Annotated in this window: 19 protein-coding genes; 13 read left to right on the top strand and 6 right to left on the bottom strand. The window is 65.6% G+C overall.

Going from position 1 to position 26783, the window contains the following annotated elements; translation table 11 throughout:
• Positions 1 to 6 precede the first annotated feature (6 nt).
• Genes tssK through tagH form a run of 3 tightly spaced genes read right to left on the bottom strand, consistent with a single transcriptional unit; the run spans position 7 to position 3277 of the window.
• Positions 7 to 1341, bottom strand: coding sequence for a type VI secretion system baseplate subunit TssK (gene tssK / locus ACVWZ5_RS14330; RefSeq protein ID WP_457340695.1), 1335 nt, complete (start codon positions 1339 to 1341; stop codon positions 7 to 9).
• A 15-nt stretch (positions 1342 to 1356) separates the two neighbouring features.
• On the bottom strand, positions 1357 to 1857 hold the full coding sequence (gene tssJ, locus ACVWZ5_RS14335; protein WP_062575505.1) for a type VI secretion system lipoprotein TssJ: 501 nt from the start codon (positions 1855 to 1857) through the stop codon (positions 1357 to 1359).
• A 49-nt stretch (positions 1858 to 1906) separates the two neighbouring features.
• A complete protein-coding gene (gene tagH, locus ACVWZ5_RS14340) occupies positions 1907 to 3277 on the bottom strand; it encodes a type VI secretion system-associated FHA domain protein TagH (protein ID WP_062575506.1) in 1371 nt (456 codons plus the stop codon).
• A 397-nt stretch (positions 3278 to 3674) separates the two neighbouring features.
• Here tagH and tssA point away from each other — a divergent pair, with 397 nt between their 5' ends.
• The 12 genes from tssA to ACVWZ5_RS14400 all read left to right on the top strand — a co-directional run bounded on the left by tssA (position 3675) and on the right by ACVWZ5_RS14400 (position 18102).
• Positions 3675 to 4703: a type VI secretion system protein TssA gene (gene tssA, locus ACVWZ5_RS14345; protein ID WP_457340696.1), complete on the top strand. Its 1029-nt coding sequence runs from the start codon at positions 3675 to 3677 to the stop codon at positions 4701 to 4703.
• A 73-nt stretch (positions 4704 to 4776) separates the two neighbouring features.
• The gene (tssB, locus tag ACVWZ5_RS14350; RefSeq protein ID WP_023632506.1) at positions 4777 to 5292 is read left to right on the top strand and encodes a type VI secretion system contractile sheath small subunit; all 516 of its coding nucleotides are present in this window, start codon (positions 4777 to 4779) and stop codon (positions 5290 to 5292) included.
• Between the two features lie 11 nt (positions 5293 to 5303).
• The gene (gene tssC, locus ACVWZ5_RS14355; RefSeq protein WP_062575508.1) at positions 5304 to 6797 is read left to right on the top strand and encodes a type VI secretion system contractile sheath large subunit; all 1494 of its coding nucleotides are present in this window, start codon (positions 5304 to 5306) and stop codon (positions 6795 to 6797) included.
• Between the two features lie 92 nt (positions 6798 to 6889).
• A complete protein-coding gene (locus ACVWZ5_RS14360; protein WP_028689173.1) occupies positions 6890 to 7378 on the top strand; it encodes an Hcp family type VI secretion system effector in 489 nt (162 codons plus the stop codon).
• A gap of 72 nt (positions 7379 to 7450) precedes the next feature.
• On the top strand, positions 7451 to 7885 hold the full coding sequence (locus ACVWZ5_RS14365) for a type VI secretion system amidase effector protein Tae4 (protein ID WP_028689174.1): 435 nt from the start codon (positions 7451 to 7453) through the stop codon (positions 7883 to 7885).
• Positions 7882 to 8292 carry a hypothetical protein gene (locus tag ACVWZ5_RS14370; RefSeq protein ID WP_062575509.1) on the top strand — a complete coding sequence of 137 codons (411 nt, stop codon included), beginning with the start codon at positions 7882 to 7884 and terminating at the stop codon, positions 8290 to 8292. The genes ACVWZ5_RS14365 and ACVWZ5_RS14370 overlap by 4 nt, the downstream gene beginning before the upstream one ends.
• Entirely contained in the window at positions 8286 to 8801 is a 516-nt protein-coding gene (tssE, locus tag ACVWZ5_RS14375; RefSeq protein ID WP_028689176.1) for a type VI secretion system baseplate subunit TssE, read from the top strand. The genes ACVWZ5_RS14370 and tssE overlap by 7 nt, the downstream gene beginning before the upstream one ends.
• Positions 8798 to 10660 (top strand): type VI secretion system baseplate subunit TssF, encoded by a 1863-nt coding sequence (gene tssF, locus ACVWZ5_RS14380; RefSeq protein ID WP_062575510.1) that lies wholly within the window; start codon positions 8798 to 8800, stop codon positions 10658 to 10660. Before tssE ends, tssF begins: the two co-directional genes overlap by 4 nt.
• Positions 10624 to 11673, top strand: a complete 1050-nt coding sequence (gene tssG, locus ACVWZ5_RS14385) for a type VI secretion system baseplate subunit TssG (RefSeq protein WP_084942114.1) — start codon at positions 10624 to 10626, stop codon at positions 11671 to 11673. Before tssF ends, tssG begins: the two co-directional genes overlap by 37 nt.
• Entirely contained in the window at positions 11666 to 14341 is a 2676-nt protein-coding gene (gene tssH, locus ACVWZ5_RS14390; RefSeq protein WP_062575512.1) for a type VI secretion system ATPase TssH, read from the top strand. Before tssG ends, tssH begins: the two co-directional genes overlap by 8 nt.
• A gap of 11 nt (positions 14342 to 14352) precedes the next feature.
• Positions 14353 to 16281: a type VI secretion system Vgr family protein gene (locus ACVWZ5_RS14395; protein ID WP_084942087.1), complete on the top strand. Its 1929-nt coding sequence runs from the start codon at positions 14353 to 14355 to the stop codon at positions 16279 to 16281.
• A gap of 153 nt (positions 16282 to 16434) precedes the next feature.
• Complete coding sequence (locus ACVWZ5_RS14400) at positions 16435 to 18102, top strand: FMN-binding glutamate synthase family protein (protein WP_186599602.1); 1668 nt, start codon at positions 16435 to 16437, stop codon at positions 18100 to 18102.
• 30 nt (positions 18103 to 18132) lie between these two features.
• Here the strand turns inward: ACVWZ5_RS14400 and ACVWZ5_RS14405 are convergent, their stop codons facing one another.
• Entirely contained in the window at positions 18133 to 19437 is a 1305-nt protein-coding gene (locus ACVWZ5_RS14405) for an OprD family porin (protein WP_062575515.1), read from the bottom strand.
• Positions 19438 to 19962: 525 nt separating this feature from the next.
• Between ACVWZ5_RS14405 and ACVWZ5_RS14410 the strand changes: the two genes are divergently transcribed.
• The gene (locus tag ACVWZ5_RS14410) at positions 19963 to 22053 is read left to right on the top strand and encodes a TonB-dependent receptor (RefSeq protein WP_457340697.1); all 2091 of its coding nucleotides are present in this window, start codon (positions 19963 to 19965) and stop codon (positions 22051 to 22053) included.
• A 473-nt stretch (positions 22054 to 22526) separates the two neighbouring features.
• On the opposite strand, the gene aguA is transcribed toward ACVWZ5_RS14410, so the two are convergent.
• Together aguA and ACVWZ5_RS14420 are read right to left on the bottom strand one after the other, a co-directional pair.
• Complete coding sequence (aguA, locus tag ACVWZ5_RS14415; protein WP_457340698.1) at positions 22527 to 23633, bottom strand: agmatine deiminase; 1107 nt, start codon at positions 23631 to 23633, stop codon at positions 22527 to 22529.
• Positions 23634 to 23875: 242 nt separating this feature from the next.
• On the bottom strand, positions 23876 to 26776 hold the full coding sequence (locus tag ACVWZ5_RS14420; protein WP_457340699.1) for an aminotransferase: 2901 nt from the start codon (positions 26774 to 26776) through the stop codon (positions 23876 to 23878).
• Positions 26777 to 26783: the final 7 nt, after the last annotated feature.

Here is a 26783-nt window from a genome sequence, read left to right on the forward strand (position 1 = left end):
CGCGGCTTATCCTCGAATGGCCCAGAAGGCCAGGCTCAGGCCGGGGAACTCGCCGGCGACGTAGAAGGCGAAACCACCGGAATGCTGCAGCTGCTTCCAGTGTTCGCTGCCTCGGTCGAGCTCGAAATAGGTGGAGCCGGCATGGAACGGAATCTGCCGTGGCGCCACCGGCAGCGGCAACAGGCCGATGCCCGGCAACTGCAGGTTGACCAGGTCGCGTATGTGCTCCACCGCGCCGATCTTGCTTTGCTGGCCGAAGCGGCTGCGCAGGGTCTCGCTGGGCACATCGGCGCGCACCACCAGGACGAAGCTGGCGCTGTCGAGCAGGCTGCGGTCGGCCAGCATGCCGACATGGATGCCGTAGGCCTTCTCGACCAGCGGGATGGCCACGGCCTTGCTGTCGATCAGCATCGACAGGGCCTCGCGCAGGGCGGCCAGCACGGGGGCAAAGGTGGCCGCCAGGTCGTCGTGCTGATACACCGGGTATGCCTCGGGGCGACGACCTTCGCGGGTGAAGGTGGCGAACTCGCCGGCCAGGGCCACCAGCTCGCTGTACAACCGCTCGGGGTGCAGCGGCGTCAGCTGGTTAAGGTGCTCGACCAGCGGTTGGGCGCGGTTGACCAGTTGCAGCAGCATGAAATCGGCGATCTCCGAGGCACCGCCGTTGGCCGAGGCCACCACGCGCCCGGCCAGGGCCTCGCCGCGCTGGTGCAGAAGGCCGAGCAGCTCGCCACGGAACCCCGACAGCAGGTTGCTGGCGGTTACGTCGAGCAGCGGCGGGATGTAGCCGTCATCCAGCACCAGGGCGCGATCGGCGCGCTTTTCCCGGATGCGCACCACACCCAACGCGGCATAGTCGCTCAGGCCGTCCTCGGCGCGCAGCAGGCGCAGGGCGCGGCTGCCCAGGGCCAACGGCGCGCGGTTCTCGAACGGGGCGTTGTCGTCGCGGACCTCACTGATACGGCTGACATAGCGCGCACCGTCAGGCGCTTCACCGTCGTCGACGGTATCGCGGGCACCGGCGCGCTTGAGCGGCAGGCCCAGGTAGATCACACCATTGCGCAGGTCATCGGGTATTTCCAGCGGCGCGGGCGGCAGGTCGTCACGCGGGATGTCGAACGGCGTACCGTCCGGCAGCAGGCCACGGGCGCTGAGGATCGCCAGCTTGCCCTGGGCCAGCAGGCCTTGGTCGACCAACAGCTCGGAAAAGCCCCAGGCGGCGGCGTGGAGCGGCCGGCTGCGAGCATCGACGAAGTTCTCCAGGTAGCGGTCGTGTTGCTGGAAGTGCTGGGTGGTGATGAACATCCCTTCCGACCAGACCACGCGATTGTTCCAGGACATGGGTTCTCCGATTGCCTAGCGGGCAGGCTCAGGTTGTGGGGTGGCCACGGCGCTGCGCACGGCGCGCACATCGAGGCTGATCTGATAGTCGCGGGGCGGCACCGGCAGCACGCTGCGCCACTGGGCCTGGTCAACCTCGCGATAGCCGACCACCAGGCCGACCTGGCGCGTGGCCGGGTCGAGCGGACGCTCAAGGCGCAGTTGCTCGCCCGGCTGGAGCAGGACCTCGTCCTGGTCGATCAGGTCGGCGGCCAGGGTCGCCTGGGCGCGTTCGGCCAATGCGAAATAGTCGGCGCGGGCGAAGGCAGCGCTGTTCTTCAACTCGTAGATGCGCACCCGCACCGGCGCGGGCGTGCCGCTGGCGCCGGGGTTGAGCCCGGCCGCGGCGCTGAAGTACAGGGTGATACCCGTGGCCGGCAGCGCCGCGTCGGTACCGGCGGGCTCGACCGGGCTGTCCTTGCTGCAGGCACTGAGCAGCACCATGGCCAGGGCTGCGATCAGTCTCGTTGCACTCATCCTCGTCCTCATGACGTTCTGTGTTCTTCCTGTGCTCCGGGCGTTGGCCTCAGGAGCGTTGCATGCGTTGGCTATGGGCCTCGTAGGCGCGGCTGAACTCGCGGCCGAACAGGTCCTGGAAGTCGTCTTCGGCTTCCCGGGAAATCTGGCTGTAGAGCTCGGTGAACTGCTGCCAGCAGTGGGCCTGGCGCGAGCCGCCGAACAGCTTGGCCAGCCCGGCGGCGGGCGCCAGGCGCTGCTCCAGGCGAGCGGGTTCGAAGCGTTTGAGCAAGTGCTTGATGGCCGCCTCGACACCCGCCATCACCGCCAGCTGGTGGGCGCGCAGGTCGTCGAAACTGTCGCGCACCGCCTGGTCCGGGGCCATGAACGCCTGGTTGCCCTCGCGCAGCAGCAACAGCAGCGCTTCGTCGGCGTTGGGGGCGAATTTCAGCGGGTTGTTGCGCACCGGGGCGATGGTGGTCTGCTGCATGCGGAACTCGCCCTTCAGGCTGCTGCGCGCGCGCAGCACATCGATCAGGCCTTCGACCATCAGGCGGTAGCTACGCCCGACCGCCTCCATCTGCGCGGCGGCATCGGCCGCATCGATGCGCAGGTGCTCGATACCCGCGCCACGCAGGAAGGCCTGCAGCAACGCATCGCTGGCGTCAGCCGGGCCAGGCGCAGGTGCCGACACGGCAGTGGGCGGCGCAGGCGTGACGACCGGTGCCACCTGCGCTACCGGCTCTGGCAGCGGCGGCGCGATGACAGGCGCAGGCTGGGGAGCAACGGCGGGCGTTTCGTCGAGCAGGTTCCAGTCGTCGGGGATCATGCCCGGCGCGGCGGGCATGGCGGCCTGCACTGGCGGGGGCGGCGGCGCCACTGGCGTGGGCGGGCGGAAGTCATGCTGCTGGGCGGGGACATGATCCGGCAGGCTGACCGGAGGCACAGTGGATGGGCCAAGAAAATCGAACAGGTCCGGCAGGGTATCGTGGCTCGACGCCCCCTGCAGGAATGCGGCCGGCGCGCCGACGATGGGCGCGCTCGGGGCGGCCGCCTGGTTGGCCATCAAGGCTTCGAAACTATGGGCCTGCGGCTGCCCGGCAACCTGGATCGACAGGCCGGCATCGATGCGCGCCTGGATCTCGTAATCGCCAATTCGAATAACTTCGCCGTCCATCAACGGTTCGCTGTTACCGCGACGCAGGCGAATACCGGCATGCACCAGTTCCACGCCGTTGGTGCTGTTATCGGTCAAGTAATAGCGGCCGTCCTTGAACTGGATCACACAATGTTTCGAAGAAACAAGGCGTTCCGGATCGGGCAGTACCCAGTCATTATCCGCCGCACGACCTACGCTGATGGCACCGTTTTCCAGCAACTTCTCCGGGCATTGCCCAGGGGTGATCTTGTGATAACTGGTAATGGTCAGGCAAAGTGCCATCACGCCTCCTTGCATATATATGAAACACTCACACATCCATTTGAGTGGATTCGCGAGCCCAACCCCGCTTTCCGGTTAAACCCTTGTAAATATTGGGCATCACACCGAAATTCGCTTCCCGGAAAGGTCGTATTAAACCCTATTGGCAAGGCACTTTGATGGCACCTGACCAATGGACACGACTACCTGCCAACTGGTTCACAGTCACCCTTCGCGGCGCGTAGCTTACCTTGACAGCAATTTGGAAATAAACCATAAATGCGCAACTTAAGAGTGCCAAAGTGATATCACAGTGATATCAACTTCGCATTCTTTGACAAGTTTGTGCACCATTTCACATTTGCAACTTGGCGCGTACAAAGCCCTCACCAAGGGCCGATATGGAGATCGATTTCTGGTGAACTCACCGCAGCTGCTCGCCGCTGTTTCCGCAGACTTCCCGTGCGGCGACGACCTCGAATACGATGCCGATTTCCTGCAACTGGAACGTGATGCCCAGGGGCGCCCCGAGCGCGTGATGGGCGACGCCGTGCAGCCGGCCGAGCCGCCCCAGTGGCGTGACATCGAACAGGCCTGCACCGGCCTGCTGCAACGCAGCAAGGACCTGCGCATCACCCACTTCCTGGTTCAGGCCAACCTGGCCCTGCACGGCTTGCCGGGCCTGGCCGCGAGCCTTGAACTGATCCGCGACCTGCTGGGCGAATACTGGTTGCACCTGCACCCGCAACTGGATGCCGCCGACGACAACGACCCCACCGTGCGCGTCAACGCCCTGGCCGGCCTCACCTGCGACACCAACATCTCCCTGCTGCGCGACGCCGTGCTGGTGCGTTCGCGCGCCTTCGGCCCGGTCACCCTGCGCGCCGCCCTGCATGCGGCAGGCGTGCAGCACTTCGCCAGTGAGCAGTTGAGCGCCGAGGAACTGGCCGCCGCCCTGCGCGACGCCGACCCCGAGCAGCTTACGCAATGCCGCCAGGCCCTGCAGCTGGCCCGCGAAGCCCTGGACACCATCGAGAGCCGGGTCAACGACCAGGTCGGTTCGGCCAGCGGCGTCGACCTATCCGCCCTGCGCCAGCCACTGCGTCAGGTCCAGCAGGTGCTGAACGACTACAGCCCGGAAGGCTCGGCGCCCGTCAGCGCGGGCCTGGACGAAGTGACCACGCCCGGCGCCAATGACGACCCACAGCCCGTCGCCGCGCCACGCCCCGCAGCCCGCCCAGGCGAGGTGAACAGCCGCGACGACGTGCTGCAGAGCCTCGAGCGCCTGCTCCAGTACTACGCCCGCCACGAGCCCTCCAGCCCGCTGCCGGTGCTGCTGCGCCGGGCGAAGAACCTGGTCAATGCCGACTTCGCGACCATCGTCCGCGACCTGATCCCCGATGGCATGTCGCAATTCGAGAACCTGCGTGGCCCGGAACACGACTGACGTCGTTCCGGCCGCCTAAACACCGACGCCCGCAACAAGCAGAGCCGCCGTACCGGCGACCAGGAGGAACAACGTGGCGAAAGACAGCTCCCAGAAATTCATCGCGCGCAACCGTGCGCCGCGGGTACAGATCGAATATGACGTCGAGCTGTACGGCGCCGAGAAAAAGGTCCAGCTGCCCTTCGTCATGGGCGTGCTCTCGGACCTCGCCGGCAAGCCCGCCGAGCCGCTGCCGGCCGTGGCCGACCGCAAGTTCCTGGAGATCGACGTCGACAACTTCGACTCGCGCCTGAAGGCCATGAAGCCCCGCGTGGCGTTCAATGTGCCCAACGAGCTGACCGGTGAAGGCAACCTGAGCCTGGACATCACCTTCGAGAGCATGGACGACTTCAGCCCCGCCGCCGTGGCACGCAAGGTCGATGCCCTGAACCAGCTGCTCGAGGCACGCACCCAGCTGGCCAACCTGCTGACCTACATGGACGGCAAGACCGGCGCCGAGGACATCATCCTCAAGGCCATCAAGGACCCGGCCCTGCTCCAGGCCCTGGCCAGCGCGCCGAAACCCGCCGACACCGAGCCGAAGGCCTGAGGAGACCGACCATGAACGATCCGTTGCGCGACAGCCAGGCCCCGCAGGCGGCCACCCAGGACCCGAGCGAGTTCGCCAGCCTGCTGCTGCAGGAATTCAAGCCCAAGACCGAGCGGGCCAAGGAAGCCGTCGAGAGCGCCGTGCGCACCCTGGCCGAGCAGGCCCTGGCGCAGACCAACCTGGTGTCCAACGATGCCATCGGCTCGATCGAGCAGATCATCGCCGCCATCGACGCCAAGCTCACCGCCCAGGTCAACCAGATCATCCACCACGACGACTTCCAGAAGCTGGAAAGCGCCTGGCGCGGCCTGCACTACCTGGTCAACAACACCGAGAGCGACGAGCAACTGAAGATCCGCGTGCTCAACATCTCGAAGAACGACCTGCACAAGACCCTGAAGAAGTTCAAGGGCACCGCCTGGGACCAGAGCCCGATCTTCAAGAAACTCTACGAAGAGGAATACGGCCAGTTCGGTGGCGAGCCCTACGGCTGCCTGGTGGGCGACTACTACTTCGACCAGTCACCACCCGATGTCGAGCTGCTGGGCGAGGTATCCAAGGTCTGCGCCTCGATGCACGCGCCGTTCATCTCCGCCGCTTCGCCGACGGTGATGGGCATGGGCTCGTGGCAGGAGCTGTCCAACCCGCGCGACCTGACCAAGATCTTCACCACCCCGGAATACGCCGGCTGGCGCTCGCTGCGTGAGTCGGAAGACTCGCGCTACATTGGCCTGACCATGCCGCGCTTCCTGGCGCGCCTGCCCTACGGCGCCAAGACCGACCCGGTGGAAGCGTTCGCCTTCGAGGAAGACACCGACGGCGCCGACAGCAGCAAGTACACCTGGGCCAACGCCGCCTATGCCATGGCGGTGAACATCAACCGCTCGTTCAAGTACTACGGCTGGTGCTCGCGCATCCGCGGCGTGGAATCCGGTGGTGAAGTCGAAGGCCTGCCGGCGCACACCTTCCCCACCGACGACGGTGGCGTGGACATGAAGTGCCCGACCGAGATCGCCATCTCCGATCGCCGCGAGGCGGAGCTGGCCAAGAACGGCTTCATGCCGCTGCTGCACAAGAAGAACACCGACTTCGCCGCCTTCATCGGTGCGCAGTCGCTGCAGAAGCCGGCCGAATACGACGACCCGGACGCCACCGCCAACGCCAACCTGGCCGCGCGCCTGCCGTACCTGTTCGCCACCTGCCGCTTCGCCCATTACCTGAAGTGCATCGTTCGCGACAAGATCGGCTCGTTCAAGGAAAAGGACGAGATGCAGCGCTGGCTGCAGGACTGGATCCTCAACTACGTCGACGGCGACCCGGCGCACTCCACCGAGACCACCAAGGCCCAGCACCCGCTGGCGGCTGCCGAAGTGGTGGTCGAGGAAGTCGAAGGCAACCCGGGTTACTACAACTCGCGCTTCTACCTGCGCCCGCACTACCAGCTCGAAGGGCTGACCGTGTCGCTGCGCCTGGTGTCGAAGCTGCCTTCGGCCAAAGGGGCCTGATCATCGCGGGCAAGCCCGCTCCCACAGTGGGAGTGGGCTTGCCCGCGATTAGCCACTACTACCGCTAACCGACGCGAAATCCCGAGGACATCATGGCTGTAGATATTTTCATCAAGATCGGCGACATCAAGGGCGAGTCCCACGACAAGGCCCACAAGGACGAAATCGACGTGCTGAACTGGAGCTGGGGCATGTCCCAGTCCGGCAACATGCACATGGGCAGCGGCGGCGGTTCGGGCAAGGTCAACATCCAGGACCTGTCGATCACCAAGTACATCGACAAGTCCAGCCCCAACCTGATGGCCCACTGCTCCAGCGGCAAGCACATCGACAAGGTCAAGCTGACCGTGCGCAAGGCCGGCGGTGAAAGCCAGGTCGAGTACCTGATCATCAACCTCGAAGAGGTGATCGTCAGCTCGCTGAGCACCGGCGGCTCGGGCAGCGACGACCGCCTGACCGAGAACGTGACCCTGAACTTCGCCAAGGTCACCGTCGACTATCAGCCGCAGAAGGCCGACGGCACCAAGGAAGGCGGCCCGATCAAGTACGGCTGGAACATCCGCTCCAACGTCAAGATCTGACCGACCGCGCCCGTGCCGCCCCCGGCGGCGCGGGGGCCCTTCCCCACGCCTCACCCGCCCACGGTGAACATCATGGCCAAGCCTTCTTTCATCAACTTGTGGAATGCCTATCCGAAAGTGTCCTCGCCCTGCGATGGCCCGTGGGACAACCAGTGCGCCATCCGCATGAGCATCGCGCTCAACGGCGAGATGAGCCTCAAGGTCAACAAATCGACTTATACCGAACCCAAGTGCGCCCATGGCCATGCCCGTGGCGCCGAATCCCTGGCCAACTGGCTGGAGCGCCAGCTGGGACGCCCGCAGCGCATCGGCGGCAGCGCCCAGGAGCGCGACAAGCTCAAGGCCAAGACCGGGATCATCTTCTACAAGGACTGCTTCGCCCGCACCGGGCAAAGCCAGGAAAACCGCACGGGCGACCATATCGACCTGTGGAACCGCGGCCTGACCAAGGGCTTCTCCGATCAGAACTACCAGTCGAAACAGGTCTGGTTCTGGGAGCTGACATGAAGCGCGTGACCCTGGTCGGTGCCTTGCTGCTGGCCCTGAGCGCCTGCGCCGACGCCGAACTGCTGAACCAGGCGAACCTGGGCGGGCAGGCCGTGAAGCTGACCGAGAACGCCGGCCAGTGCGTGCTTGATCGCGGCGAACAACGCCTGGCGCTGGACATGCCATGGCCCTGCGGCCTGAGCCCCGACCGCGCCGGCAAGGCCCGGGTCGAGCAGTTCGACGGCGTGCCGATCGTGCTGGTGACCCACGTGCAACCACACCCGACGCTCAAGGGCGAATGCCTGAAAACCTCGCGTGCCGTGCGCCTGACCCCGGCCGGCCTGGAAGCCTCAACGCCCACGCCGAGCGCGTCCTGCGACACCGGCTTCGAGGACCAGAAGATGTTCACAGGGATGTTCCAGTGGTAGCCGAGATCGCCACCCGCGACCGCCTGCAGCCCTCGCTGCTGGATCGCCTGACCGACGACGAGCCGGGCAACCCGCAGGAAGCCCCCGACAAGCGCGTGCTCAGCCTGCAGCAGCTCAAGGCCTCGGTGCTGCGCGACCTGGCCTGGCTGCTCAACACCACCTCGCTGCTCGACACCGGCGCCACGCTGAATTCCCCGGCCGGCGCCTCGGTTATCAACTACGGCCTGCCGGCCCTGGCCGGCAACAGCGCATCGAACATCGACCTCAACGCGCTCGAACGCATCATCCACCAGGCCATCGCCACCTACGAGCCGCGCATCCTCGCCCATACCCTGAAGGTGCGCGCCCAGGCCGCCCCCGGCGAGATGAACGCCAACGCCCTGAGCTTCGAGATCGAGGGCGACCTGTGGGCCCAGCCGGCGGCCCTGCCGCTGCTGTTGCAGACCGACGTGGACCTGGAGTCCGGGCACGTACGCGTGGCTCCCGCCGACCGCCGGAGACGCGCATGAACCCGCGCCTGCTCGAACTGTACAACCAGGAACTGCAGCATATCCGCGAGGGTGCCGCCGAGTTCGCCAAGGAATACCCGAAGATCGCCGGGCGCCTGACGCTGTCCGGGATCGAATGCGCCGACCCCTATGTCGAGCGTCTGCTGGAAGGCTTCGCCTACCTCACCGCGCGGGTGCAGCTCAAGCTCGACGCCGAGTACCCGACCTTCACCCACAACCTGCTGGAAATCGCCTACCCGCACTACCTGGCGCCGACCCCGTCGATGACCGTGGTGCAACTGCAGACCGACCCCGACGAGGGCTCGCTGGCCGCCGGCTTCCAGCTGCCCCGCGACAGCGTGCTGCGCGCCAACCTCGGCCGCAACTCGCAGACGCCGTGCGAATTCCGCAGCACCCAGGACGTGACCCTGTGGCCGCTGCAGGTGGCCCGCGCCGAATACTTCGGCAACCCCGGCGCCGTGCTCGGGCGCCTGGCCGCCAGCGAGCCGAAGGCCCGTGCCGGCCTGCGCCTGACCTTGCGCAGCGGCGCGGAAATCCCGTTCAACAGCCTGCCACTGACGCACCTGCCGCTGTACCTCAACGGCGCCGACGAAACCCCCTATCGCCTGTACGAGCAACTGCTGGGCAACGCCTGCGCGGTGTTCGTGCGCCAGCCGGGGGCTGACTGGGTCGAGCGCATCCCGGTCGAGCAGGCCTTGCTGCCGTGCGGCTTCGACGATCGCGAAGCGGCGTTGCCGGTGGTGCCCCAGGCGTTCCAGGGTTATCGCCTGTTGCAGGAATACTTCGCCCTGCCGCAGCGTTTCCTGTTCGTCGATTTCGCCGGGCTGGAGCGTGCGGTCAAACGTTGCGACGGCCAGGAACTGGAGCTGCTGGTCCTGTTCGAGCGCTTCGACCCCACGCTGGAGAGCAGCGTGGGCAGCGCGCAGTTCGTGCCGTTCTGCACCCCGGCGATCAACCTGTTCCCGCGCCGGGTCGACCGCATCCACCTGACCGACCGGGTCCACGAGCACCATGTGATCGCCGACCGCACCCGGCCCACTGATTTCGAGATCCACTCGCTGCAGCAGGTCGCCGGCCACGGCACCGGGCCGGACCAGGCGTTTTTGCCGTTCTACGCCGTGCGCGACCCGTCGCGCTACGGCCGTGACCAGGCCTACTACATCGTCCGTCGCGAGCCTCGGGTGCTGTCCAGCGAGCAGCGACGCAACGGCACGCGCTCCAGCTACATGGGCAGCGAGACCTTCGTCAGCCTGGTCGACGGCCACCAGGCACCGTACCGCCACGACCTGCGCCAGCTGGGCATCAGCGCGCTGTGCAGCAACCGCGACCTGCCGCTGTTCATGAACGTCGGCGACGGCCGCAGCGACTTCAGCCTGGCCGACAGCGCCCCGGTGTCCGCCGTGCGCTGCCTGGCCGGCCCCAGCCGACCGAAGGCCAGCCATGCCCACGACAACCGGGCCTGGCGCCTGATCAGCCAACTGTCGCTGAACTACCTGTCCCTGGCCGAACAGGGCCAGGGCGCCGCCGCCCTGCGCGAACTGCTGCGCCTGTACGGCGACCAGCAGGACAGTGCCCTGCAACTGCAGATCGACGGCCTGCGCGAGGTCAGTTGCAAGCCCTGCACCCGGCGCCTGCCGATGCCCGGGCCGATCGTCTTCGGCCGCGGCCTGGAGATCACCCTGACGTTCGACGAAAACGCCTTCCGCGGCACCGGCGTGTTCCTCCTGGGCGCGGTGTTCGAGCGCTTCCTGACCCGCTACGTGTCGATCAACAGTTTCACCGAAACCGTGCTGCGCACCAGCGAACGTGGCGAGATCATGCGCTGGAACGCCAAGCCCGGGCGCAGGCCGACCCTGTGAACACGCTACAGGCCATGCAGGCGCAGCCCTGGGAGTACGACTTCTTCCAGGCCTTGCGTCGCCTCGAGGCGGAAAACCCCGAGCTGCCGCGCTTCGGCCATTCGCTGCGCCTGGCCGACGAGCCGGTGCGCCTGGGGCAGCGCCTGGACTGCGGCTTCGCCCCGGCGACGCTGGCCTCGGTCACGGCCAACGACGATCAGCCAGCGCGCCTGGAGCAGTTCTTCTTCGGCCTCGGCGGCCCCAACGGCCCGTTGCCGCTGCACCTGACCGAGTACATGCGCGAACGCCAGCGCAACCACGCCGACCCGACCAGCAAACGCTTCCTCGACATCTTCCACCACCGCTTGCTGAGCCTGTTCTACCGCGCCTGGGCCGAGGCCCGGCCGACCGTCAGCCACGACCGCCCCGGTGACGACTACTGGGCCGCGCGCCTGGCCGCCCTCAGCGGCCGCGGCCAGCCGGAACTGCAAGACCAGGGGCCGCTGGCCGACACCGCCAAGCTGCACTGGTCCGGCCACCTGGCGGCGCAGACCCGCTACCCGGACGGCCTGTGCAGCATCCTGTCGAGCTATTTCGGCGTCCCGGTGCAGCTCGAAGAGTACGTCGGCCAGTGGCTGGAGCTGCCCGAGCGCAGCCAGCTCGGCGTGCGCGCCAACCGCCTGGGCATCGACCTGTGCCTGGGCCGCTACGTCTGGGACCGCCAGCACAAGTTCCGCCTGTGCCTGGGCCCGCTGACGCTCGACCAGTACCACGCGCTGCTCCCCGGCGGGCAGGCGTTTATCGAGCTGGCGGCCTGGGTCGCCGAGTACCTGGGCCAGGAACTGGACTGGGACCTCAACCTCATCCTCGCGCAGGGCCAGGTGCCCGCGCTGCAACTCAATGCCGGTCAACGCCTGGGGTTCGACACCTGGCTCGGCCGCCCCTCGCACGATGCACGCGACCTGAAGCTGGCCCGGTACTACGCCGACCAGCCGGTCGCCGCGCCCCTCACAAGGAGTCAGGACCATGGGTGAAATCAGCCGCGCCGCGCTGTTCGGCAAACTCAACAGCGTCGCCTACAAGGCCATCGAGGCCGCCACGGTGTTCTGCAAGCTGCGGGGCAACCCCTATGTCGAGCTGGCGCACTGGCTGCACCAGCTGCTGCAGCTGCAGGACAGCGACCTGCACCGCATCATCCGCCAGTTCAACGTCGAGCCGGCGCGCCTGGCCCGCGACCTGACCGATGCCCTGGACCGCCTGCCACGGGGCTCGACCTCGATCACCGACCTGTCCTCCCAGGTCGAGGAAGCCGTCGAGCGCGGCTGGGTCTACGGTAGCCTGATGTTCGGCGAAAGCCAGGTGCGCACCGGCTACCTGCTGGTCGGCATCCTCAAGACCCCGAGCCTGCGCAATGCGCTGCTGGGGCTGTCCAGCGAGTTCGCCAAACTGAAGGTCGAGGCGCTGAGCGAGCGTTTCGACGAGTACGTCGGCGACTCGCCGGAAAACAACCTGGCCGCCAGCGACGGCTTCAGCGCCGCCGCGCCGGGCGAGGCCAGCGGCGCCGTGGCCCCGGCGGCGATGGGCAAGCAGGAGGCGCTCAAGCGCTTCACCGTCGACCTCACCGAGCAGGCCCGCAGCGGCAAGCTCGACCCCATCGTCGGCCGTGACGAGGAGATCCGCCAGCTGGTCGACATCCTCATGCGCCGCCGCCAGAACAACCCGATCCTCACCGGCGAGGCCGGCGTCGGCAAGACCGCCGTGGTCGAAGGCTTCGCCCTGCGCATCGTCGCCGGCGACGTGCCGCCGGCACTCAAGGACGTCGAACTGCGCAGCCTGGACGTCGGCCTGCTGCAAGCTGGTGCCAGCATGAAAGGCGAGTTCGAACAGCGCCTGCGCCAGGTGATCGAAGACGTGCAGGCCTCGCCCAAGCCGATCATCCTGTTCATCGACGAAGCCCATACCCTGGTCGGTGCCGGCGGCGCGGCCGGCACCGGTGATGCCGCCAATCTGCTCAAGCCGGCCCTGGCCCGTGGCAGCCTGCGCACCGTGGCCGCGACCACCTGGGCCGAATACAAAAAGCATATCGAGAAGGACCCGGCCTTGACCCGGCGTTTCCAGGTGGTCCAGGTGGACGAGCCGAGCGAGGCCAAGGCGCTGCTGATGATGCGCGGCGTGGCCTCGACCATGGAGAAGCACCATCAGGTGCAGATCCTCGACGAAGCGCTGGAAGCCGCCGTGAAGCTGTCGCACCGCTATATTCCGGCGCGCCAGCTGCCGGACAAGTCGGTGAGCCTGCTCGACACCGCCTGCGCCCGCGTCGCCATCAGCCTGCACGCGGTGCCGGCCGAGGTGGACGACAGCCGCCGGCGCATCGAGGCGCTGGAGGTGGAACTGCAGATCATTGCCCGGGAAGCCGCCATCGGCGTCAGCACCGAGCAGCGCCAAGCCCAGGCCGACAGCCTGCTGGCCGAGGAGCGCGAGCGCCTGGCCGCCCTGGAAAGCCGCTGGGCGGAGGAGAAAGCCCTGGTTGACGAGCTTCTGGCCACCCGCGCGCAACTACGTGAACAGGTCGGCGTGGTCGATCAGGAAGTGGACGTGCAGGGCAGCCATGAACTGCGCGAAAAACTCGTCGACCTGCAGCAGCGTCTGAGCCAGCTGCAAGGCGAGAGCCCGCTGATCCTGCCGACCGTGGACTACCAGGCGGTGGCCTCGGTGGTCGCCGACTGGACCGGCATCCCGGTAGGCCGCATGGCGCGCAACGAGATCGAGACCGTGCTCAACCTCGACAGCCACCTGGCCAAGCGCATCATCGGCCAGGACCACGCGCTGAAGATGATCGCCAAGCGCATCCAGACCTCCCGCGCCGGCCTCGACAACCCGAACAAGCCCATCGGCGTGTTCATGCTCGCCGGCACCTCCGGGGTGGGCAAGACCGAGACCGCGCTGGCCCTGGCCGAGGCCATGTACGGCGGCGAGCAGAACCTGATCACCATCAACATGAGCGAGTTCCAGGAGGCCCACACCGTCTCCACCCTCAAGGGCGCCCCACCCGGCTATGTCGGCTACGGCGAGGGCGGCGTGCTGACCGAGGCGGTGCGCCGTCGCCCGTACAGCGTGGTGCTGCTGGACGAGGTGGAGAAAGCCCACCCCGACGTGCACGAGATCTTCTTCCAGGTGTTCGACAAGGGCGTGATGGAAGACGGAGAAGGCCGCCAGATCGATTTTCGCAACACCCTGATCCTGCTCACCACCAACGCTGGCACCGAGCTGATCGCCAACATCTGCAAGGACCCACAGGCCCTGCCCGACCCGGAGGCCGTGGCCACCTCGCTGCGCAAGCCGCTGCTGGAGATCTTCCCGCCGGCGCTGCTCGGCCGCCTGGTGACCATCCCCTACTACCCACTCAGCGACGCCATGCTCAAGGCCATCACCCGCCTGCAGCTGGAGCGCATCCGCAAGCGCGTGGAAGGCACCCACAAGGTCGGCTTCGCCTACGACGACGGCGTGGTCGAGCTGATCGTCTCGCGCTGCACCGAGACCGAAAGCGGAGGCCGCATGATCGACGCCATCCTCACCAACGGCCTGCTGCCGGACATGAGCCGCGAGTTCCTGACCCGCCTGCTCGAGGGCAAGCCGCTGGCCAGCGTCAGCATCAGCCGTCGTGACAACGACTTGCACTATGACTTCGGCGCCGCCGACTGACAGGACCGACCATGCTGTTCAAGCAGTTCACGCGCCTGGCGCAGATCAACAGCCCCCTGGGGCCGGACAAGCTGATCCTTGCCGAAATGGGCGGCAGCGAGGAACTCGGCCGCCTGTTCGACTTCGAGCTGCAGCTGACCAGCGACGACCCGGCCATCGACCTCAACCAGTTGCTGGGCAAGCCGATGAGCCTGAGCGTGCAGCAGAGCGTCGGCAGCTCGCGGTATTTCCACGGCATCGTCGCCCGTTGCAGCCAGTCGGTGGACCAGGGCCAGTTCGCCAGCTACCGCGTCACCTTGCGTCCGTGGCTGTGGCTGCTGACACGCACCAGCGACTGCCGGATCTTCCAGCACCTGAGCGCGCCCCAGATCATCAAGCAGGTGTTCCGCGACCTGGGCTTCTCGGACTTCGAGGACGCCCTGAGCCGCAACTACCGCGAGCGCGAATACTGCGTGCAGTACCGCGAGACCAGCTTCGACTTCGTCAGCCGGCTGATGGAGGAAGAAGGCATCTACTACTTCTTCCGCCATGAGCAGGAACGCCACGTGCTGGTGCTGGCCGACGCCTACGGCGCGCACCAAAAGGCCCCGGGCTACGAGACCGTGCCCTACTACCCGCCGGACGGCCAGCACCGCGAGCGCGACCATATCAACGACTGGCACCTGGCCCAGGAGGTCCAGCCCGGCTCCCTGGAGCTCAACGACTACGACTTCCAGCGCCCCAGCGCGCGCATCGACGTGCGCTCGGCGATGCCGCGCCCGCACCAGGCCGGCGACTACCCGTTGTACGACTACCCCGGCGCCTACGAGCAGACCCAGGACGGCGAGCACTACGCCCGCACCCGCCTGGAGTCGCTGCAGAGCCTGCACGAGCGGGTCGAGCTGCGCGGCAATGCCCGGGGTCTGGGCAGCGGCCATCTGTTCAGCCTGAGCAACTTCAGCCGCCAGGACCAGAACCGCGAGTACCTGATCGTCGCCGCCCGCTACTACGTGCACCAGGAGCGCCTGGAAAGCGGTGGCGGCAGCGGTGCGGCGCAGTTCGAGAGCAACCTCAGCTGCATCGACGCCCAGCAAAGCTACCGCCCGGTGGGCAGCACCCTGCGGCCGATCGTCAAGGGCCCGCAGACGGCCGTGGTGGTCGGCCCTGCCGGCGAGGAGATCTGGACCGACCAGTATGGCCGGGTCAAGGTGCACTTCCACTGGGACCGCCACGATCAGTCCAACGAGAACAGCTCGTGCTGGATCCGCGTGTCGCAAGCCACGGCGGGCAAGAACTGGGGCTCGATCCAGGTGCCGCGGATCGGCCAGGAGGTGATCGTCAGTTTTCTCGAAGGCGACCCCGACCGACCGATCATCACCGGGCGGGTCTACAACGCCGAGCAGACGGTGCCCTACGACCTGCCCGGCAGCGCCACGCAAAGCGGCATGAAGAGCCGTTCGAGCAAGGGCGGCAGCCCGGCCAACTTCAATGAAATCCGCATGGAGGACAAGAAGGGCGCCGAGCAGTTGTACGTGCATGCCGAACGCAACATGGACACGGTGGTGGAGCAGAACCAGACGTTGTCGGTGGGCATCAGCCGGGTCAAGACCGTGGGCATGATCGAGACCGTGACCATCGGCCAGGACCGCCTGCGCTCGGTGCGCCATCGCGACATCCTGCTGGTCGGTGGCGACAAGCGCGACAGTGTGCACGGCAACTATGTGATGGATGCCGGCGACCAGATCCGCCTGGTCTGTGGCGACAGCGTGATCGAATTGAAGTCCGACGGCACCATCAATATCAGCTGCGCCAAGTTCAATATCCATGCAACGGCGGACGGGATCATCAATACCGATGGCAAGCTCGACCTGAACCTGGGCGGCGGTCCGCAGGCCAAGGCTTCGGGCCAGGGCGACAAGGGCGAAATCGACGGCCGGGTGAAGCAGGTGTTCAAACAGTGACACCGAGGGCCTCATCGCGGAGTTGCCCCGCGATGGGCCCGAAACCGACAAGCTTTTGGCCCCCCCCAGGTAATAGTGTTTTACCAATCGCCCTGGTTTTCCGCTGCTGCGCTTTGCCTATCCTAGGCCGGTCACCCTGTCTGCGATGGCCCCATGAAAGACGCACTCCCCAGCCGCTACGCCTGCCTGACCCTGTGCCTGCTGTTCACCCTCGCCAGCCTACCCTTCCTCGCCCAGCACGACGGGCTCTGGCCCTTCACCGTCATCAGCGCCCTGCTCAGCCTGGTCGGCCTCAACGACCTGCGCCAACGCCACCACGCGGTGCGCCGCAACTATCCGATCCTGGGCAACATCCGCTACCTGATCGAAACCGTCCGCCCGGAGATCCGCCAGTACCTGATCGAAGGCGACGACGACAAGCTGCCGTTCTCCCGCGCCCAGCGTTCGCTGGTCTACGCCCGGGCCAAGAACGAAAGCGCCGAGAAAGCCTTCGGCACCCTCAACGACGCCTATAAACCAGGCTTCGAGTTCATCAGCCATTCGATGCTGCCAGTGCCGATGCCCGACCCGGCCTCGTTCCGCATCCGCATCGGCGGCCCGCAGTGCCGTCAGCCGTACTCGGCGTCGATCTTCAATATCTCGGCCATGAGCTTCGGCGCCCTCAGCGCCAACGCCATCGCCGCGTTGAACAAGGGCGCGCGCCTGGGCCGCTTCGCCCATGACACCGGTGAGGGCAGCATCAGCCCCTACCACCGCGAACACGGCGGCGACCTGATCTGGGAAATCGGCAGCGGTTATTTCGGCTGCCGTACCGAAGACGGCCACTTCGACCCCGATCGCTTCGCCGAACAGGCACGCTCGCCTCAGGTGAAGATGATCGAGATCAAGCTCAGCCAGGGCGCCAAGCCGGGCCATGGCGGGATCCTGCCGGGGCACAAGGTCAGCGCCGAGATCGCCAACACCCGGGGCGTGCGCGAAGGCGAGGACTGCATCTCGCCGGCCGCCCACAGTGCCTTCAGCACGCCACGGGAGTTGCTGCAGTTCGTCGCCCGGCTGCGCGAGCTGTCTGGCGGCAAGCCGGTGGGTTTCAAGTTCTGCCTGGGCCACCCGTGGGAATTCATGGGCATCGCCAAGGCCATGCTGGCCACCGGCATCACCCCGGACTTCATCGTCGTCGACGGCAAGGAAGGCGGCACCGGCGCGGCGCCCCGGGAGTTCTCTGACAACATGGGCGTGCCCCTGCGCGAGGGCCTGATGTTCGTACACAACACCCTGGTGGGGTTGAACCTGCGCGAGCGCATCCGCATCGGTGCGGCGGGCAAGCTGGTCAGCGCCTTCGACATCGCCAGTGTGCTGGCCATCGGCGCGGACTGGGTGAACTCGGCGCGGGGCTTCATGTTCGCCATCGGCTGCATCCAGTCGCAGAGCTGCCACACCAACAAGTGCCCCACCGGGGTGGCGACCCAGGACCCGCTGCGCCAGCGCGCGCTGGTGGTGCCGGAGAAGGCCGAGCGGGTCGCCAGCTTCCACCGCAATACCTTGCATGCCCTGGCCGAGATGCTTGCCGCCGCTGGCCTGGACCATCCCTCTGAGCTCAAGCCCAAGCACCTGGCGCGGCGTATCAGCGCCAGCGAGATCAGCCTGTTTTCGCAGTTGCACACTTTCCTCAAGCCGGGCGAACTGCTCAGCGGCGCGATCGACAGCGAGTTCTATGCACGGATGTGGCGGATGGCGCGCAGCGACAGCTTCGCGCCGCAGACGGGTGAAATCGAGGTGGCGGCGGCGGTCAACGTGCGCCGGAAAGAAACAGCCCCGGCATAGGCCGGGGCTGCGGGTGACGCGGGATCAGGATCAGAAGATGCTGATCGGGTACTCGACGAATACGCGGACTTCGTTGCCGTCATCCATGTAGAAGTCGGCGACGTTGCGCGAAGTACGCAGGAAGGAGCTACGCAGCTTGACCGACAGGTCCTTGGCCGGGCCTTCTTGTACGACGTAACGCAGCTGGTTGAAGATTTCGCGCTCTTTACCTTCACCATTGCCGTGGGTGTTGATGTTGTCACCACGCACGTAGGCAACTTTGTAGGTCAGGCCAGGGACGCCGAATGCGCCAAAGTCCAGGCCGTAGCCGATCTGCCAGGAGCGCTCGTCTTCTGCGTTGAAGTCGGACCAGTAGGAGTTGGCCAGGTAAATGGTCGAACCACCATCGCCGAAGCCGCCATCACGCTGGTAACCGCCGTAGTTGTAGCCGGTATCGCCAGTACTGCGTTGGTGCGCGATGGTTACCGAGTGAGGACCGTACGCATAGGTAGCCGCCAGGCTCCAGATAGTGTTGTCCTGATCGCCCTCACGCATGCCCCATTTTTCGATGAACTTCTTGTCGAGCTTGGACTTATAGCCATTGAAGTCCAAGGTCAGGGACTGGTCTGCCGCGATCGGGTAGACGTAGTTCATGCCCAGGTAGTGCTTTTTCATCACGTCTTCGTTGTCGGCGGTGTACAGCGACGCGGTGAAGTTGTCAGTGAACTTGTAGCTACCGCCCAGTACATTGATTGCCTTCAAACGACCACTGTCGTGACCTTGGGCGCTCTTTTGCACTTCGCTGGTGAAACGCCCAGCGTTCAGCTCCAGGCCTTTGATCTCTTTGGAGGTGATCGAAGTCCCGCTGAAGCTTTCTGGCAAAAGGCGCGAATCGTCGTACTGCAGGACCGGCAGGGCCGGCATCTGGTCACCGTACTTGAGCACGGTGTTGGAGACGCGGAATTTGATCGCCGCACCGGCGCGGGCGAGGTCATTGGCAGCATCGCTGCGTTCACGCTCGTTGACCGTGTTTTCACGCTTGAAGAAATCGATACCGCCACCGCCGTTACGGCCTTTGCCGCCATCCAGGCGCAGGGCGTACAGACCGAAGGCGTCGACACCCACGCCAACGGTGCCCTGGGTGAAGCCGGAGGAGAAGTTGGCTATGACGCCCTGGCCCCACTGGGACTGGTCGTTGGTGCCGTGCTTCTTGTCACGGTTGATGAAGGCGTTGCGCAGCAGGACGTTGGCGTGGCTGTCCTCGATGAAGCCCTTGCTTTCGGCCTGCTCATTGGCCTGTGCCTGGGTCGCGGCGATCATCGCCAGGGCGACCAGGCTGATCCTGGTTTTCAACATGTTGTTTTCCTTATTTCGTATTCAAAAACGCTCTGCATTAGAACGCCAGGAACCAACGCCCCTTCGTAGGTTCGACGCTATGCGGATCCAAGCCGAAAGGCCCGCCAATGGTCTGCAACGGGCCTTGCAGCCGCATGGCCAGATCATGGCCAGCAGGCGTAGAGGCCGAATCCTAGCCCTGCCTGCTTATACATGTCAAAAAAACGTGAAATGCAGGTTTATATAACCAAAAACAAGGTCATGACTGGTGCATTTCCATGCATATCTGCCTTGGGTCAGCGCAAATTTGTCTCTTTTATGGAAAGCGGGCGAAATCTAGAAAACCGTCATACGGCCGTGCATCCTCCCGCTGCCCGTCACCTGACACATCCACACGGCCACCCCTATCAAACTCAATGCACCCAAATGAATTGCAATATCTTGAAACATTTGTAAAGACAACCCTTTACAAATGTCGATGCAACAGCAAATAACAAGCATTACCATTCGCGCCCAATTTCTCACTCCTTCCCTTGGACGCCTTCGATGCCTGCCCCCTGCCGCCTTTCCCCCCTGACCCTGAGCCTGTCGCTGCTGTTCAGCGCCGGCCTGGCCAGTGCCGCCACCACGACCCTGCCGGAAACCTCGGTGACCGCCGACAGCACCCGCGAAGAGGACAATCCGCGGGTCAAGGACGTGACCACCGCGACCCGTACCTCGACCCCGGCGCGCTATGTGCCGCAGGCCATCGATTCGGTGAAGACCCGCAACGTGCTGGACTATGGCAGCAGCAACCTGGGCAAGGCGCTGGAAGGTATCCCCAACGTCAGCAGCGGCGCCGACACCCGCTTCGACAGCCTGCGCATCCGCGGCTTCGACGCCAGCAACGACTTCTACCTGGACGGCATCCGCGACGATAGCCAGTACACCCGCGACCTGCACAACATCGAGCGGGTCGAGGTGCTCAAGGGCCCGGCGGCGGTGCTCTATGGCCGTGGCAGCCAGGGCGGCATCGTCAACCGGGTGAGCAAGGCGCCGGAGCACGGCCGCCGCTCGAGCATCGAGGCCCAGGGCGGCAGCCAGGACCTGCGCAGCCTGTACGCCGACCTCAGCGCCGACCCCAGCGACACCCTCAGCCTGCGCCTGAACCTGGGCAACGAGGACAAGAACAGCTTCCGCGACGGCATCGACGGCAATCACCGCCAGCTGTTCGCCCCGTCCATGAGCTGGCAGATCACCCCCGAGCTGAACTGGCTGGTGCAGTACGAATACAGCCGCTATGACCGCACCCCCGATCGCGGCATCCCCGGCAACCCGCTCACCGGACGCACGGCCGACGTCAGCCGCAAGACCACCTACGGCGACACCCAGCGCGACTACATCAACGACCGCGCCGAATCACTGCGCTCGCGCCTGAACTACGAGCTGAACGACCAGTGGCAACTGCGCCACACCTTCAGCCTGTTCACCCTGGAAAGCGACTTCGACAACACCTACCTGACCGCCTACCGCCCCGCCACGGGGTTGGTGGACCGCCAGCGCTGGCAACAGGACCTGAGCACCCGCAACCTGTACAACACCGTCGAACTGGAAGGCCATGTAGAAACCTTCGGCCTTGAGCACACCCTGCTGGTTGGCCTGGAAATGGGCGAACAGCGCCGCAACTCGCTGCTGCACCAGGGCGTTGGTGTGCCTTCGGTGCCCCTGCAGGGCGCAACGGCCCGCCAGCAGCACAATGGCACCATGCGGGTGTCCAGCAACAACCACACCGATGTCGAGAGCACCGGGATCTACCTGCAGGACCAGATCCGCCTCAACGACCAGTGGCAACTGCTGGCAGGCGTACGCTTCGACCAGTTCGAGGTGGATACCACCAACAAACTGCGCAACCTCTCGGAAAAACAGAAGGACAACAGCTTCAGTCCACGCATCGGCGTGGTCTACACGCCCTGGCAAGATCACTCCTTCTATGCCTCCTGGAGCAAGACCTACTCCCCGGTCGGTGGCGGCCTGATCGGCATCACCCCAGGCGCTGCCGGCAACACCAACCAGACCGACCCGGAGCAGACCCGGCAGAAGGAGATCGGGGTCAAGAGCGAGTGGTTCGACGAACGCCTGAGCACCACCCTCGCGATCTACGAACTGGAACTTTACAACCGCCGTACCCGCGACCCGATCAACCCGGAGCTGATCCAGCTCAGCGGCCTGCAACGCTCGCGCGGCATCGAGCTGACCGCCACCGGCAACGTCGTGGGCAACTGGTATGTGCGCGGCGGCATCGGCCTGCAGGACGCGACCATCGTCAAGGACAACAACGGCCAGCAAGGCAACCGCATCAACGACGTGGCCAAGCGCAACGCAAGCCTGTTCGTGACCTGGAAACCGGAGCTTGGCTGGTACGCCGAAACCGGCCTGACCCTGGTCGGCGACCGCTACGCCGACAACCAGAACACCGTGATCCTGCCGGGCTACGGCCGCTGGGACGCACTGGCGGGCTACCGCACCCACGACTGGGACGTGCGCGCGGCGCTGAGCAACATCACCGACAAGACCTACTACAGCTCGGCCACGAGCGCGGCGCAGATCCAGGTGGGCGATCCGCGCAGCCTGGTGGTGACCGGGACCTACAGTTTCTGATCGTCAGCGCCCGTCAGGCCATTCGCGCCCCAAAACGAAAACGCCACCGCAAAAGCGGTGGCGTTTTTTTCTGCGGCGGGTTCCTTCCCGATCAATGCCAGACAGCCAGCAGAGCTTCGAGCTCTTCCTCGCTGATCAGACCTTGAGGGTATCGCCCATCCAGCAGGCGTCGTGGGTCGGTCGTCCTGACCCGATTGTCTCCATGACGTTTCAACCACTGAGCCAGGATTCTGAGCGATTGGTGACAGGCTGCCGTTGCGGGCAAAGCCGACTCACTTGCTGCGTTCATTTCCTCACGTACTCCCCGGGCCTAGTGAGCGGCTAAGTTACTTCAGACGCGTTACAGATTGGCGTAGGCCCATTCGTCTGAAGCACGAGGAAAAATCAATACAATTGCTGTGCCATACAGTCCGACCGACTATCGCGAGCATAAAAAAACCCGTCGCTCGACGGGTTTTTCATTCATTGGCCGGTCAACGTTTTACCGGCGCCGGCTGCTGCTGGGTCAGGCAATGGATATTGCCACCGCCAAGCAGCAGCTCACGCCCCGGGATCATCACCACTTCGTGATCCGGGAAGACCTTGGCCAGGATCGCTCTGGCCTGCGCGTCGGCCGGGTCGTCGAAGCTCGGGGCGATGATGCCGCCGTTGACGATCAGGAAGTTCACGTAGGAACCGGCCAGGCGTACCGAAGGATCGCGCTCCTGGCTGCCCACCACGTGATCGACGCCGTCGCATTCTGCCTGGGTGGCATACAGCGGCCCAGGGATCGGCATCTTGTGCACCACGAACTCGCGCCCTTTGGCGTCACGGGTGTTTTTCAGCACCTCGTAGGCGGCGTGGCAGCGTGCGTAGTTGGGGTCATTGGAATCATCGGTCCAGGCCAGTAACACTTCGCCGGGGCTGACGTAACAGCAGAAGTTGTCGACGTGACCATCGGTCTCGTCGTTGTACAGGCCGTCCGGCAGCCAGACGATGGTCTCCACCGTCAGGTGCTCGCGCAGGATCTCCTCGATCTGTTCGCGGTTCAGGTGCGGGTTGCGGTTGCGGTTGAGCAGGCATTCCTCGGTGGTGATCAGGGTGCCTTCGCCGTCGACATGGATCGAACCGCCCTCGAGCACGAAGCCCTCGGTGTGGTAGCGCTGCACACGCTCCATTTCCATGACCTTGGCGGCAAGCTCCTCGTCGCGGTTCCAGGGGGCGTACAGGCCACCGTCGAAGCCGCCCCAGGCGTTGAAGCCCCAGTCCACGCCACGCACTTCGCCGTGGTCGTTGATGACGAAGGTCGGGCCGGTATCGCGTACCCAGGCGTCGTCGTTGCTGATTTCGACCACGCGGATGTTCGGCAGGTCAAGCTGGCGACGGGCGTTCGCGTACTGGCCGGCAGACACCGCCACGGTGACCGGCTCGAATCGGGCAATGGCCTTGGCCAGGGTCACGTGCGCGGCCTGCGCCGGCTTGCCACCCAGGCGCCAGTTGTCCGGGCGCTCCGGCCAGACCATCCACACCTGGGTTTGCGGGGCCCACTCGGCGGGCATGTGGAAACCGTCGGCGCGGGGGGTCGAGTTGAGCGTTTTCATCGATGACCTCTAATGGCAACTGTCGGTGGTCCGGGGTCCGCTTTGCGCGCCTTTCGCGACGCAAGGCCGATCCCACAGGTCGAACGCTATCCCTGTAGGAGCGGCCTTGCGTCGCGAAAGGACCGCAAAGCGGTCCCGGCTGTTCAATGGCGAACACTTATATCCGATAAATATCGACTTTAAAAGCAAGCCACGAGACCGTTTTCGCATAAGGCGCCATTGAAAATCGATAAGAATCGATTTTATAAGCCTTCACCCAGAATCCGCTCCACGCAGTCGACAAAGTAGTCCACGCTGGCCCGCGTGGTGCACATCGGCGGCTTGATCTTGAGGATGTTCAGGTAGTCGCCGGTCGGTTGCATGAAGATCCCCAGGTCGCGCAGGCGATCGCACAGGATCATGGTCTCCTCGGTCGCCGGCTCCAGGGTCTGGCGATCGCGCACCAGTTCCAGCCCCAGGTAGAACCCGGAACCGTGGGCGGCGCCGGCTAGCGGATGTTTATCGACCAACGCCTGCAGGCGTGCCTTGAAGTGGCGGCCGACGTCACGGGCGTTGTCCCACAGTCCTTCGTCGCGCATCACATCCAGCACCGCCATGCCGATGCGACAACTGACCGGGCTGCCCCCGGCCGAGGAGAAGAAATAGCCCTCGGCCTCCAACGCCTCGGCGATCTCGCGGCGGGTGATCACCGCGCCCAGCGGCTGGCCGTTGCCCATGCCCTTGGCCATGGTGATGATGTCCGGTACCACGCCCTGCTCCTCGAAGCCCCAGAAATACTCGCCCAGGCGTCCATAGCCGACCTGCACCTCGTCGGCGATGCACACCCCGCCGCGCTGGCGCACTTTGGCATAGGCCTCGCGCAGGTAGCCCGGCGGCAACGAGATGCCCCCCGCGTTGCCGTACACCGGCTCGCAGATCATCCCGGCCAGCTGGCGGCCACGGGTGTCGAGATCGGCCAGCTTGGCATCGACATCGCGCAAGTAGTCGGCGGCACTGTCAGCGCCCCGGTAACGCCCACGAAAGGTGTTCGGCGCCTCCACCGGATGCACCCAGTCCGGGCGGGTCTCCAGGGCCTGGGGGTTGTCGGCGATGGAGGTGGAGATCGCGTCGGTGGCCACCGACCAGCCGTGGTAGGCCTCCAGCACGCTGAGCAGGTCGCGCCCGCCGCTGTAGGCCCAGGCCAGGCGGATCGCCAAGTCGTTGGCTTCGGTGCCGCTGTTGACCAGGAATACCCGGTCGAAGCCTTCCGGAGCCACTTCCAGCAGACGCTCGGAGAACTCGGCAATGGCCGCGTAGTGGAAGCGCGAGTTGGTGTTGACCAGCGACCACTGGCGCGCCGACTCGGCGACCATGCGCGGATGGCCATGGCCGAGCACCGCGACGTTGTTGAGCATGTCCAGGTACGAACGGCCCTGCATGTCGATCAGGTAGTTGCGCCAGCCGCGCTCGATGTGCGGCGGCTGGGCGTAGTAATGCTTCTGCGAGCGGGCGAAACTGGCATCGCGTCGGGCCAGCAGGGCCTGTGGGTCGGCCAGTGGTTCGGCATCGCAGTCAAAGCCCAGCAGGGTGCGCGGTGACGGGCACAAGGCCAGCCAGGCTGCAGCGTGGGACGGCATGGCAAAGAACGGTGGGCGGGTATCGGCATCCAGGCACAGCTGCACGCTGAGGAAGCCGCAGGTCGCACCCAGCGCCTGCCCCTTGAGCAGCGCCTGGCCATCGGCCGGCGCCTCTTCCAGGCCGGCGAGCCACAGGCTCCAGTGCGCGGTCCGCAGGCAACCGCGGCCATCTCCGATGCGTTGCCAGACACCGGCCTCGGGAGCTTGCAGCGGGCTGCCGGGCAACAGGTTCAGTTCCACGCCCAGGGCACAGGTGGCCGGCTCTTCAGGCCGATCGATATGGGTTTGAGACAGGCGGTACTGCCCATGGAGGCTGCACGCAGGGCCCGGCTGGGCGGCGAGCATACGCTGGTCGAAGCCCGGTTGCTCCCAGTTGCCCGCTTCGCAGAGGGGGCTGAGCACGCCCAGGTCGACCCGGGCGACCGGCTGCCCGGCAAGGCTCGGCAGCAACGCGACGCAACCGCTCATGTCCGGCGTCACGGGTACCTGGCCCGCCGCCTGCAGGATCGCCGCCTCCATCAGCCCGGCGGGTACGGCGCAGGCAGTATCGAATATCTCCCATTCATGGGCGATGTTGTCGCGGGTGTACTGGTTGTCCGGATCGACAGCCAGTTGCTGCTCGGTACTAAGCACCAGCACCGCCGCGCGGTTCAGCACCAGCGGCCAGAGGGCACGCAGTTCCGCTTCCTGCAGCGGGTTTGCCGCGTGGTAGGCGCTGATCGCCGGCAGGATGCGCAACGGGTCGCCCTCGGCGTGGTGCAGCAGTGCCGCGCAGGTCACAGACAGGTCGGCGATACGCCAAGTGCGCAGCAGGTCGCCGAAGTCGATGACACCCTGCACCTGCCATTGGCGCTGGTCGTCGCGGGCCCAGACCACGTTGTCGTCGGTGATGTCCAAGTGCACGGCCTGGACCGGCAATTGCCCGACCAGCGGTTGCAGGCGAGCGGCCGCCAACCGTGCGACCTTTGCCACCTGCTCGCGACGCTGGGCATCCTGCAACACCGGCAACAGGTGCTCGATCAGCACCGAGGCGTGCCGTGGATCCCACTGCAGGGTACGCTCGAGCCCCGGATGGTCGAAGCCGGCCAGCGCCTTGTCGACCTCGGCGCAGAGCGTGCCGAGCTCGGCCATCACCCGCGCCGGCATGTGTTCCAGGCGGGTCAGAGGCTGACCATCGATATAATCGAGCAGACGGGCGCGCAATGGTTGGCCATCGATCTCGAGTTCCAGCAGCGGCTCACCCGTGTTCGCCGGACGCACCATAGGCACCGGCACGCCTTGCCCACGCAGAAACGCCAGGGCCGCATGCTGCGCCTGCAGTTCGATCGCCGCATAGCTGCCATGACAGACCTTGAGCACAAACCGCCCCTGAACGCTGTCCACGCGAAAATTGAGGTCCTGCTGGCTGCCTAGCGCCTGCAGGCTGCCTTGCAGATCGTAATGCGAGCGCAACAAGGCATGAGCATGGGCCTCGCCGAGGGAGGGGCCGGGCTGGCTGGAACGCTGGATCAGGGTACTCAGGGGCATGGACGGG

This window comes from Pseudomonas sp. TE6283 (assembly GCF_054060555.1).

What these genes read in the sequence shown, in the direction of transcription:
- tssC (WP_062575508.1), top strand. Translation starts at nt 5,304, where the DNA reads ATGAACGATCCGTTGCGCGACAGCCAGGCCCCGCAGGCGGCCACCCAG.
- tssJ (WP_062575505.1), bottom strand. Translation starts at nt 1,857, where the DNA reads ATGAGTGCAACGAGACTGATCGCAGCCCTGGCCATGGTGCTGCTCAGT.
- ACVWZ5_RS14360 (WP_028689173.1), top strand. Translation starts at nt 6,890, where the DNA reads ATGGCTGTAGATATTTTCATCAAGATCGGCGACATCAAGGGCGAGTCC.
- ACVWZ5_RS14395 (WP_084942087.1), top strand. Translation starts at nt 14,353, where the DNA reads ATGCTGTTCAAGCAGTTCACGCGCCTGGCGCAGATCAACAGCCCCCTG.
- ACVWZ5_RS14365 (WP_028689174.1), top strand. Translation starts at nt 7,451, where the DNA reads ATGGCCAAGCCTTCTTTCATCAACTTGTGGAATGCCTATCCGAAAGTG.
- tssK (WP_457340695.1), bottom strand. Translation starts at nt 1,341, where the DNA reads ATGTCCTGGAACAATCGCGTGGTCTGGTCGGAAGGGATGTTCATCACC.
- ACVWZ5_RS14410 (WP_457340697.1), top strand. Translation starts at nt 19,963, where the DNA reads ATGCCTGCCCCCTGCCGCCTTTCCCCCCTGACCCTGAGCCTGTCGCTG.
- ACVWZ5_RS14405 (WP_062575515.1), bottom strand. Translation starts at nt 19,437, where the DNA reads ATGTTGAAAACCAGGATCAGCCTGGTCGCCCTGGCGATGATCGCCGCG.
- aguA (WP_457340698.1), bottom strand. Translation starts at nt 23,633, where the DNA reads ATGAAAACGCTCAACTCGACCCCCCGCGCCGACGGTTTCCACATGCCC.
- ACVWZ5_RS14420 (WP_457340699.1), bottom strand. Translation starts at nt 26,776, where the DNA reads ATGCCCCTGAGTACCCTGATCCAGCGTTCCAGCCAGCCCGGCCCCTCC.
- tssH (WP_062575512.1), top strand. Translation starts at nt 11,666, where the DNA reads ATGGGTGAAATCAGCCGCGCCGCGCTGTTCGGCAAACTCAACAGCGTC.
- tssF (WP_062575510.1), top strand. Translation starts at nt 8,798, where the DNA reads ATGAACCCGCGCCTGCTCGAACTGTACAACCAGGAACTGCAGCATATC.
- ACVWZ5_RS14400 (WP_186599602.1), top strand. Translation starts at nt 16,435, where the DNA reads ATGAAAGACGCACTCCCCAGCCGCTACGCCTGCCTGACCCTGTGCCTG.
- tagH (WP_062575506.1), bottom strand. Translation starts at nt 3,277, where the DNA reads ATGGCACTTTGCCTGACCATTACCAGTTATCACAAGATCACCCCTGGG.
- ACVWZ5_RS14370 (WP_062575509.1), top strand. Translation starts at nt 7,882, where the DNA reads ATGAAGCGCGTGACCCTGGTCGGTGCCTTGCTGCTGGCCCTGAGCGCC.